The organism is Nostoc sp. FACHB-133, assembly GCF_014698055.1.
Classification (GTDB): Bacteria; Cyanobacteriota; Cyanobacteriia; order Cyanobacteriales; family Nostocaceae; genus Nostoc.
This window is the reverse complement of sequence record NZ_JACJSH010000009.1, coordinates 195,564-205,786: the sequence shown is the minus strand read 5'-3', so window position 1 is coordinate 205,786 and position 10,223 is coordinate 195,564. Positions and strand designations below refer to the sequence as shown.

Annotated in this window: 10 protein-coding genes; 5 read left to right on the top strand and 5 right to left on the bottom strand. The window is 43.3% G+C overall.

Going from position 1 to position 10,223, the window contains the following annotated elements; translation table 11 throughout:
• The first annotated feature begins 103 nt into the window (after positions 1-103).
• The 3 genes from H6G86_RS10525 to H6G86_RS10515 all read left to right on the top strand — a co-directional run bounded on the left by H6G86_RS10525 (position 104) and on the right by H6G86_RS10515 (position 5,380).
• On the top strand, positions 104-1,108 hold the full coding sequence (locus H6G86_RS10525) for a SpoIIE family protein phosphatase (RefSeq protein ID WP_190934268.1): 1,005 nt from the start codon (positions 104-106) through the stop codon (positions 1,106-1,108).
• Between the two features lie 65 nt (positions 1,109-1,173).
• Positions 1,174-3,414 carry an ATP-binding protein gene (locus tag H6G86_RS10520; RefSeq protein WP_190934267.1) on the top strand — a complete coding sequence of 747 codons (2,241 nt, stop codon included), beginning with the start codon at positions 1,174-1,176 and terminating at the stop codon, positions 3,412-3,414.
• A complete protein-coding gene (locus tag H6G86_RS10515) occupies positions 3,407-5,380 on the top strand; it encodes a hybrid sensor histidine kinase/response regulator (RefSeq protein ID WP_190934266.1) in 1,974 nt (657 codons plus the stop codon). The genes H6G86_RS10520 and H6G86_RS10515 overlap by 8 nt, the downstream gene beginning before the upstream one ends.
• A 237-nt stretch (positions 5,381-5,617) precedes the next feature.
• Here H6G86_RS10515 and H6G86_RS10510 read toward each other — a convergent pair whose 3' ends face one another.
• The 5 genes from H6G86_RS10510 to H6G86_RS10490 all read right to left on the bottom strand — a co-directional run bounded on the left by H6G86_RS10510 (position 5,618) and on the right by H6G86_RS10490 (position 9,272).
• On the bottom strand, positions 5,618-5,797 hold the full coding sequence (locus H6G86_RS10510; RefSeq protein WP_069068215.1) for a DUF8621 family protein: 180 nt from the start codon (positions 5,795-5,797) through the stop codon (positions 5,618-5,620).
• A 127-nt stretch (positions 5,798-5,924) separates the two neighbouring features.
• Positions 5,925-6,245: a 2Fe-2S iron-sulfur cluster-binding protein gene (locus tag H6G86_RS10505; protein WP_114080152.1), complete on the bottom strand. Its 321-nt coding sequence runs from the start codon at positions 6,243-6,245 to the stop codon at positions 5,925-5,927.
• A gap of 516 nt (positions 6,246-6,761) precedes the next feature.
• Positions 6,762-7,352 (bottom strand): thioredoxin family protein, encoded by a 591-nt coding sequence (locus tag H6G86_RS10500; protein ID WP_190934265.1) that lies wholly within the window; start codon positions 7,350-7,352, stop codon positions 6,762-6,764.
• Between the two features lie 255 nt (positions 7,353-7,607).
• Positions 7,608-8,606, bottom strand: a complete 999-nt coding sequence (locus tag H6G86_RS10495) for a M48 family metallopeptidase (RefSeq protein WP_190934264.1) — start codon at positions 8,604-8,606, stop codon at positions 7,608-7,610.
• A gap of 348 nt (positions 8,607-8,954) precedes the next feature.
• Positions 8,955-9,272: a hypothetical protein gene (locus tag H6G86_RS10490; RefSeq protein WP_190934263.1), complete on the bottom strand. Its 318-nt coding sequence runs from the start codon at positions 9,270-9,272 to the stop codon at positions 8,955-8,957.
• A 206-nt stretch (positions 9,273-9,478) separates the two neighbouring features.
• Here H6G86_RS10490 and H6G86_RS10485 point away from each other — a divergent pair, with 206 nt between their 5' ends.
• Both H6G86_RS10485 and H6G86_RS10480 read left to right on the top strand, forming a co-directional pair.
• The gene (locus tag H6G86_RS10485) at positions 9,479-9,844 is read left to right on the top strand and encodes a DUF1622 domain-containing protein (RefSeq protein ID WP_174709013.1); all 366 of its coding nucleotides are present in this window, start codon (positions 9,479-9,481) and stop codon (positions 9,842-9,844) included.
• Positions 9,831-10,145 (top strand): DUF1622 domain-containing protein, encoded by a 315-nt coding sequence (locus tag H6G86_RS10480; RefSeq protein ID WP_163929876.1) that lies wholly within the window; start codon positions 9,831-9,833, stop codon positions 10,143-10,145. The genes H6G86_RS10485 and H6G86_RS10480 overlap by 14 nt, the downstream gene beginning before the upstream one ends.
• The last annotated feature ends 78 nt before the right edge of the window (positions 10,146-10,223 follow it).

Genomic DNA, 10,223 nt, shown 5'->3' with positions numbered 1-10,223 from the left:
CAGAGAAGGGAAAATATAGTACACAGCGTATAAGATTTAACTCCAATTCTTCTGCTTAATTTTTTGTTACATACTTATAAATTTTTCCCACGGCTTACTTAAAATGAGAGAATCTGTCGCCATTACAATTACTGAATCTAGCCAGACTGGGGAAGCGCGACGGGTGGCGATCGCTTTAGCAACTCGGCTTGGATTTCAGGAAACGCAACGGGGCAAGGTTGGCATTGTTGTGACAGAGATTGCGAACAATCTGATCCAGCACGGTCAGGGTGGAGTGTTGTTACTAAGATTGCTCGAACATGATTCAGCCATCGGTATTGAAGTCTTATCGCTAGATAAAGGACGGGGAATGGTTGATGTGGACGAGTGTTTGCAAGATGGCTTTTCCACAGGTGGAACTTTAGGCAATGGACTGGGTGCAATTTCTCGCCTCTCTGGTTTATTAGAAATTTACTCCATTCGCAACCAGGGGACAGCGCTCCTTGTCCACCTCTGGTCAGACTCTACACCCCATCTGCCGGAAAAGACCTTAGAAATTGGGACGATCTGTTTGCCCAAACGAGGCGAGGAGATTTCAGGAGATGCCTGGGCATATCAAGTTGATCGTTGCCGCAGCCTGTTGCTAGTAGCCGATGGCTTAGGGCATGGGCCTGCGGCTGCTACTGCTTCCTCAAAAGCCGTAAGAATTTTTCAAGAACACGATCGCTCTCCTGCTGCGATCGTCGAAGCTGCCCACGCCGCCTTGCGAAGTACGCGAGGAGCAGCACTCGCCATTGCTGAAATCGACTTTGAACAACAGTCTGTCCGCTTTGCCGGCATTGGCAATATCGCTGCCAGCATTTTCTCATTTCCTGAACGCCACCATCTGATATCTAACAACGGCACAGTGGGACATGAAATCCGCAAAATTCAAGAGTTTAGCTATCCCTGGTATGCCAACGGACTTTTAATTATGCATTCTGACGGATTAGACACTAAGTGGCAGCTCGATCGCTATCCAGGCTTGAGTCAAAAACATCCCAGCCTGATTGCAGGTGTCTTATACCGAGACTTTAACCGTGACCGGGACGATGTGACAGTGTTAGTGGCTAAGGGAATGGGCAGATGAAGGAGGCAGGGGGCAAGGGGGCAGGGGGCAGAATATTTAAGAATTTTGAATTGGAGTGAAGCGACTTGACAACTATTTTCACCCTCGAAATCCAGAACGAACAAGATGTTGTCCAAGCTCGGCAACGAACTCGTGAGATCGCCGAGCAATTGGGCTTTGATCCCCAAGATCAGGCACGATTGGCGACGGCAGTTTCAGAAATTGCTCGCAACGCCTTTCAGTATGCCAAAGGTGGAACCGTTGAATTTTCTGTGGCAGGAGAACCTCAAGAGTTCCTGATTCGGATTCAGGATCGGGGTAGTGGCATTCCTCATCTGGAAGACGTTTTGGCAGGACGCTACACCTCTGAAACCGGAATGGGGCTAGGCATCATGGGTAGCCGGAAGCTGATGGATTTCTTTGAGATGGAATCGCTACCTGGACAGGGAACAACGGTGGTGATGAGTAAAAGGTTGTCGAAGCGCACACCTAATTTCACCGATTTGCAATTGCAGCAGATTCGAGAAAGCGTGATGGAGCGATCGCCCCAGAATCCCTATGAAGAAATTCAGCGACAAAACCAGGAATTACTGCGGGCAATGGCAGAGCTACGCAAGCGCGAGGAAGAACTAACCCAGCTCAACCGAGAACTGGAAGATACCAATCGCGGTGTGGTTGCCCTCTATGCAGAATTGGATGAAAAAGCAGACTCTTTGCAAAAGGCAAACGAGCTAAAAACCCGCTTTCTCTCAAACATGAGCCATGAGTTTCGTACACCGCTTAACTCGATTCTATCCCTATCTCGGATGCTGCTGGCACGGATGGATGGTGATTTGACCGTCGAGCAAGAAAAGCAGGTGACATTCATCCAAAAGGCGGCGAGCGGATTATCAGAATTGGTAAATGACTTGCTGGATTTGGCAAAGGTCGAAGCTGGAAAAATTGAAGTGCGTCCCAGTTATTTTGAAGTTAGTGATTTGTTTGCCACACTGCGGGGAATGCTGCGCCCATTATTGGTTCAAGACTCCTCTGTCGCGCTAATTGTCGAGGAACCTGAAGGCATTGGGCAAATATATAGTGATGAGGGCAAAGTCGCGCAAATTCTGAGAAACTTTATCTCCAATGCTCTCAAATTTACCGAGCAGGGAGAAGTGCGTGTAACGGCTGTGCAAAGGGGCCATACCGTGACCTTCTCCGTGTCTGATACGGGCATTGGGATTGCTCCAGACGATGTGGAGCGCATTTTTGAGGATTTTGTCCAAATTGAGTCTTCTCTGCAAAAGCAGGTGAAGGGAACCGGGTTAGGATTGCCGTTATCGCACAAGCTCACAGAGCTACTAGGCGGCAGCATTTCAGTTACAAGTAAACTGGGTGAAGGCTCCACATTTACAGCATCGATTCCCATCGTCTACCCATATTCAACCGAATTTCCCACCCTACTGCAACCTATGTCCGACGGTCGAGCGGAGACGATCGCACCACTTGAAGTAACTCGTCTGCCAATTCTGGCAGTTGAAGATCATCGAGAAACGCTATTTATTTACGAAAAGCACCTTCAGGAGTCAGCCTATCAATTAATTGCGACCCGCACTTTGGCTCAAGCTAGGCTTGCCTTACAACAACTTCAACCTGCGGCGATTATGCTCGATATTATGCTAGAAGGGCAAAACGGCTGGACGTTCTTGCGAGAAATCAAAGGAGATGAAACCACCCGCAACATACCTGTAATAGTTATTACCATCATTGATAACGAGAAGCAAGCACTAGCCCTAGGAGCCAACGGTTTTTTAATTAAGCCGGTAGACAGATTGCAGTTGTTGAATAAACTTAATACGCTAATTAATCAGAACAAGCCTCAAAAAATCTTGTTAATTGACGATGACCCTGCCTATCGGTATTTGGTGAAACAGTTGTTGGTAAATACACAATTGAGTATTTTAGAAGCCATGAACGGATGGGAAGGATTAAATTTGGCAGAACGCGAGCAACCGACTGCGATCATCCTTGACTTGGAGATGCCAGAGTTAAGTGGGTTTGATGTACTCAAGCAGCTTAAAAGCAATCCTGTCACTCAGTCGATTCCTGTGATCATCTACTCATCGGCACAACTTGATGCAGAAACTCAGAGCCAACTAGCAAAAAAAAGCATTGCCATTCTTTCCAAAGAAACAGGCTCTCAAAGCGCAACGATGGGCTACGCCTCGCCTTTCCTGCGGAATGCTCCGGGTAGCTTGCTTTCCCGTAAGGGTACGGCGAACGCCCAACTTCAAGAGGCGCTGATCAAAGCTGGGCTTGTTCTAAATTCTTGTGGGCAAAGTCATGTCTGAGCCACAGGTTATCATCCTGCATGTTGACGATAACGAAGCCAATCGTTACATCGTCACCCGAATTTTGCAAAATGCAGGCTTTACCGTCGTGGAAGCGGCAACGGGAGCCACAGGATTAAAGGCAGCTAATGAACATCAACCTGCTCTGGTGATTTTGGATGTCAAATTACCAGATATTAACGGCTTTGAAGTCTGTCGCCAAATTAAGGCAAATCCCGAAACTGCTTTTATTCCCGTGCTACACCTTTCTGCAAGTTTTGTCCAAAGCCAGGATAAAGCAGAAGGCTTAGACAGTGGTGCCGATGCTTATCTGGTGCAACCTGTTGAACCCATTGAACTGCTGGCGACAGTGCGATCGCTGCTGCGAATTCGACGAGCGGAGGAAGCTGCTTTATCCTTAGCACGAGAGTGGCAAACTACCTTTGACTCTATCAAGGACAGCGTATGTCTGGTAGACGGGGAAGGTATAATTCTGCGCTGTAATCTAGCGATGATGCAGCTTTTTTGCAAGCCCTCCCACGAAATCTTAGGTTGTGTTCACTATGAGTTGATGGGCGCAGAATTGGGAATTGGTGATGGCACTTGCTTTCGTCGGGCGAAAGAAACTCACCAACGGCAAGTTCTAGAATTTCAGTCCACAGAACGCTGGTTTGCCAAAACTATTGACCCAGTATTTGATGGGTATGGGACTCTCACTGGTGCCGTTTTCATCCTGTCCGATATCACCGAACGGAAGCGAGCATCAGCGTTGCTGCAAGAGCAGAACGATCGCCTCAATCAGCTGATGATTTCTTTGCAGCAACAAACTGAACAAGCGCAACAAGCCAATCGAATTAAAGATGAGTTTCTGGCAGTACTGTCTCATGAATTGCGATCGCCCCTGAATCCGATTTTGGGATGGACAAAAATTTTGCAAACGAGCCACCAGGACGCAGCCAAAACTCAGTATGCGCTTGAAACGATTGAGCGTAACGCTAAACTGCAAGCGCAACTAATTGAAGATTTACTCGATGTATCGCGTATTCTCCAAGGCAAGTTGAGTTTGCATACAGTTCCAGTCGGTCTAAATTTAACTATCAAAGCTGCTCTGGAAACCGTGCAGCTAGCTGCTGAAGCTAAATCTATTCAGATTGAAACAGTATTTGAACCAAACGTTGGGCAAGTGTTGGGTGATTCTAGTCGCCTGCAACAGGTTGTTTGGAATCTACTTTCCAACGCGATTAAATTTACCTCACAGGGTGGTCGAGTAGAGGTGCGGTTAGAAAGGATCGAGAATGAACTAGATACTAATCCTTCAGAATACACTCAAATCACTGTCAGCGACACTGGTATGGGGATCTCTGCTGACTTTCTGCCTTATGTTTTTGACTATTTCCGCCAAGCCGATGGGACAACAACCCGAAGATTTGGAGGACTGGGATTAGGGTTAGCGATCGTGCGTCATTTAGTTGAATTGCATGGCGGAACCGTTCAGGCAGAAAGCCCTGGAGTCGGTCAAGGAGCAACGTTTATAGTCAAGTTTCCACCGATCGCTGCGGCAAAACTGAATCAAGATGATACTGCGTTCCATAATCGCTCAGACTTCAATCTGAATGGATTGCAAGCCCTGCTTGTAGATGATGACAGAGATTCACGGGAATTCATTGCCTTCCTGCTAGAACAGTATGGGGCGCAAGTGACTGAAGCTGAATCAGCACATGATGCTCTAAGCACTTTGGGGCAAGCAAAATTTGATTTGCTAATCAGTGATATTGGTATGCCCGATATGGATGGCTACACACTAATTCGTCAAATTAGAAAGCAGCCGTCTGATCAAGGCGGAGAAATTCCAGCGATCGCCCTTACAGCTTATGCAGGAGAGATCGATCAACAACTGGCACTAGCAGCCGGATTTCAACAGCATATTTCTAAACCAATTGAGGTAGAGGTACTAATGCAGGCTATTGTGACAATAGTCGCTGAATAGCAACGATTGGTGAAAAATTCCAGCTATATCTGCACCAACTTCTTGACTGGCGATCGCATTCAAACAGACCCAAGTAAAACAAGTCAGTTTTTTGGGTGGTTTCACTCTTCTACTTCCGAGCTTTTAGTTTTTACACCCACAAAGAGGGGAAGCAGAATCAAAGCCCCCCCAATTTATCGGGGAATTTAGGGGGATCTAAAATTTTTGCTCCCGACAAGAGGACTTTTCAAACATCCTCTAACTATTAACTGTCGTGACAACGGCTTCAACTGTAGCTTTTTGTTCGTCAGCATCCACAGAAGTAACTGCCCAACGCAGAGGTTCGCCTTGTTTCTTTAACTCTGTTTCAATTACTTCTAGTAACTCTGCGGGAGTTTCTTGTAAATCAATTTCTGCGGTAATAAAATGAGTCGTCATTTTGTAAATCCTGTTAATTTGTAGTTTCTATAATAGCTGACTTCATCGGCGATGAAATACTTGTGTAACTTATCAGATTTGGTAATCTGAGTGAACAGTTATTCAGTTATGAATAACTGTTCGCTGATTATTTGCCTTTGCCAAATTGTAACTGATAAACTACGTCTTCCTTTTCTGTCTGAAGTTTCAAATCAGAAAGGGGTTTGGCAACACAAAGCAATACGTAACCTTGCTTTTGTAAATCTGGACTAACGCCCATCCCATCAGTTTGATCTACAGTTCCCTCAGATAGTTGACCGGCGCAAGTTGTACAAACACCTGCATTGCAAGAACTCGGCAATTCCAAACCAGCAGCCTCGGCAACTGATAAGATCGTTTCATTTTCAGGAACTTGCAAGGTATGAATTTTGCCTTGGTGATCAATTTCTACGGTGTAAGTTTTGGGCATATACAAAAGAAGCGTGATGCAACGGACAAATGTATTACTTTATCTGAATTAGTTCAAAATATCCAGATGTTACTATAAAAGTTTAGGTTAGAGAGGGACAATTATAGCAACTAATTCTGAATAAGTTATAGATTAGTAACATTATTTACTATACGATACACATAAATTAGTTAAATTTGCTTACTATAAATATGCGCGATCGCTTAGGATAGAGAGTCGAAAGTAGTTGGATTTATTACTCAAGAGTAACTTTTGATACCGTTTTGCTTATCCCAAGGTAAACTCATTTATCCCGGTCAATAAAACCCTGAAAGGTAAGTAGGTCACTTATCTAATAACTTTACTATTAGTCTTTTAGGGAATATGGCTTTCGGTATACTTTTGACTATCTACTTTTTCTAACTCTCTAAAAAATGGGCGAACCGAGAGTAATTACGAATTACGTACAGCCCTTTGGGCATGAAAACAGCGTAGCGGTAGCGAGTCCGCGAGCGTCATTACGAATTACGAATTACTTTAATTTACTACCTGGCTGCCATGACTGCGGGGGTCATCTTGACTAGCTGTTGGTGCTACTGGGGCTGAAAATTTGGAAACTTTTCCGCTAGCTTGAGCATAAGGAAGAGACGAACCAGTAACCAAAGCTTCTAAGTTACTAGCCATAATTGTGCGGGGTTGATCGCCGATCGCTTGAGCTATAGTTTCCCCTTGCTGACTCAAAAATACAAAATGGGGAATCCCGTCCACCCGATATTTCAGCATTTCCGGTAGCCATTTGGTATTATCCACATTCAGCATGACAAAATTCATCTTGTCAGCATACTCTGTTTCTAGTTGAGTGATATCTGGTGCCATTTTCTGACAGACAGTACACCAATCAGCATAAAACTCTACTAGAGATGGTTTGCCGTTGCTGACGGCTATTTCTAATGGTGTGGACGAATCGCTTAACTTGGCTAGAGTTGCTGAGGTTGTTTCAGTTCGCAATCCTAAGACGAGGGCAACGCTAAGAGCGATCGCTACCATTACAACTAAGAAGTTTCTCAAACGCTTCCCAAATGAAGATTCAGACTTATCGGGAGAATTAACAGGTGAATCAGTACTCATAACAGAATTATTAAAACTTATTAAGCAATTTCTTCTTTAGTCTAGCTGACTCCAGCCGCTCTTTAATACGTAATTTGATACTCAAAATTGGTATTAGAGGCTATTTATAAAGTAAAAATAAAATTCTTGTAGGGTTGTTAGGCGCATATTGCGATATAGTTTGTTACGAAAAATATGACTCTCGCGCCTAACGCACCGTGTTATGTAGCAGTGAACACCCTACTTAAGATTTATGCCACTCATAACTTAGTGTTTTTATTTACCAAAACGACGCTCTATATCATCTGCTTGAGAACCACCGCGAACTGAGTTAATCCGTAACGAGGTCTTATCTTTAGAAATGTTATAAGTTAAAGGCTTTGTCTTAGATATTCGCGTTTCACCCTCTTTAGCCAAAGTCTGGGGTGGATACTTAATAATTAAAGCTTTGATTGCCTCAATTCGTTTGGGTACTGCTGGATGAGTTGTATCAAATTCAGAACCAGGAGTTTGAGCCAAAACCTGCATTACTCTTAAACATCCTTCTGGTTCAAAGCCTGCTTTCACAGAAGCTATGTAGCCAATTTCATCAGCTTCAAACTCTTGTTGTCGTTCTTGTTCTGCTAAACGCTGTTCTAACTCTTTTTTCTTTTTCTCGACAATCTCATTAATGCGTTGCTGTGATTCTACTTGTCTTTGAGCGCCTTGATTACCAAGAACTGAACCCAGCAAACCACCAAAAGTTCCTCCAACTACACGATTTACAACGGCACCGCCAACGTTAGCAGCTGTTGACTCTTGGTTTGCAGCTTCTCTTTCTCCTAGTACTTCTTTGGTTGCTTCTTCTTGAATTTTGGCAATTAACTCAGTTTTTTTAGCTTCACCAACAGCAATGTGACGCTTGGTGTGATGTCCCATTTCATGGGCAACTACACAAGCTAATGCTGAAGAATCACCAGCTAACTGGTCAAGTATGCCATCGTAAATAGCAACCAAATTAACGTCACTTGCATAAGCATTGACATCATACTTGGGAACAGCCACAACCCGCCAAGGACGATTATCTAATTCGTTGGCACGTGCTACTCTATCTATGACGCGATAGAGGGTATAAAAATCTTCAGGTAATTCTTTTTTAGCTTGCTGGTAAATTGTTGTAGCTGTGGGTGCTGCTTTCTTTGGTTGGACTGGTTTAGCCTGGACTGGCAGTATTGCACTGAACAAAAGTAGGCACAAAGAACTAGTAGTTAGAAGTCTTCTATCCCAGTTCAGCATTATTGTTGATACCTCTGTAATATAAGGATTATTTTTATAAAATAATGCAAAATATATTTTGTGTAAATTAAAGATTTACAAAAGTACTACAGACCGAAGTCCGTTTGAGCAGATTTCGGTCTGTTGGCGTGAGCGACGGTAGCCATGTCAGTGAAGCTACGTAGGCATAGCCCATCATAGACAGACATCGCTGTTACTCAGACATACAAGTTAAGTAAGTTGGCACAATAAAACCAAACTATGTAAAGAGAAATGAACTAGGCTAAAATCCTTATACCTATTGCCTATTGCCTGTTGCCTATTGCCTTATCCCAACGACAATTTACGCTCACTTACTTAGGTCGATATTTACAGTTTGTATTGGCGTAATTGCTCTACTATATAATCTTCTAGTTCTTGTTTTTCTCTGTTACTGGCATTTCGTTGATAGGTTCTTCCTGTTTCTTGAATAAACTTACGTTTCTCGCTTGGAGAAGATTTGAGTTTACCTCCAGTTCCTTGCAGCTTTTGCTGTAATTCATCCCAAGTCTTTTCGCCCACACTTTCACCTAGTTTGACAAGTACCTTTGGTAGTAATGTTTTTGCCTCTCTTTGAAAATCTTCTTCTGTCTCAAGGGAAGCTAAATCTATATTGCTGAAGTCGATATCGATTTGAAACTTACTCATAGAATTGTATTTGTTCTTTTAACGATTATTACCACAATGAGGAAAAGATAAGTTTGATTGATTTTGCTATCAATCGTAGATAGGATACGAAGATAGCATGATTGAGCGGCTAGTAGATGGTAGGGATCAGTTAACTTTGCACTGACAAGTATCGCCAATGCTTTGCGCGTGGGCGTTTGCCTGCTTGAACCTATGAAATAAACTATATGGAAGCTTTCGTCACGAATTTGACGACTGTACTTGCTACAGCAGTTGATATCTTTACTGGCATTATCATTGGTATAGCCGTCTTGGAAGCCGTAGCCAAGATCCTGGTTTTTTTCTTCAGCCGCCGTAAAAAGTTGAATGAGGCTAAAGAGGAAATTCGGCTATCGCTGGGTATGTGGCTGGCTCTTTCCCTTGAGTTTGCATTGGCTGCTGACATTTTACGTAGTACGATCGCTCCAACTTGGGACGAAATTGGTAAACTAGCTGCCATCATTGCGCTACGAACAATTCTCAATTTCTTTTTGGCAAAAGAAATTGAGCAAGCAAAGAATAAAAAGAACGATATCAAAGATGAATCTTTTTAATTTCTCAGTATGGGCAGTAATCATCCAGTTTTTAGGTTCTTTAGCGATCGCAGCTTATGTCTTCGCTGCCATTTTTTCTCTAATTTTCAGGTGTAATGTCTATCAGGCAAGACTTATAGTAGCAGAAGGGGTGGTAACAAGTTTAAACTTTATGGTTGCAGCAACTCTGCTAAAGACAATTAATCTGCGAACTTGGAGGCAAATTTTAGTCTTTAGCTTAATCCTATCAATCCGCATCTTTCTTAAGAAGTTATTTGTGTGGGAGAAAATGCAAATTTTGACAATAAAATCTCGCGTTTAATGAGTCAAAAAAGTTTTTACTAATAATTTAAGACTGTCATATCAGAAAGATTTTACATATAGTTAATGCCTGCATAAC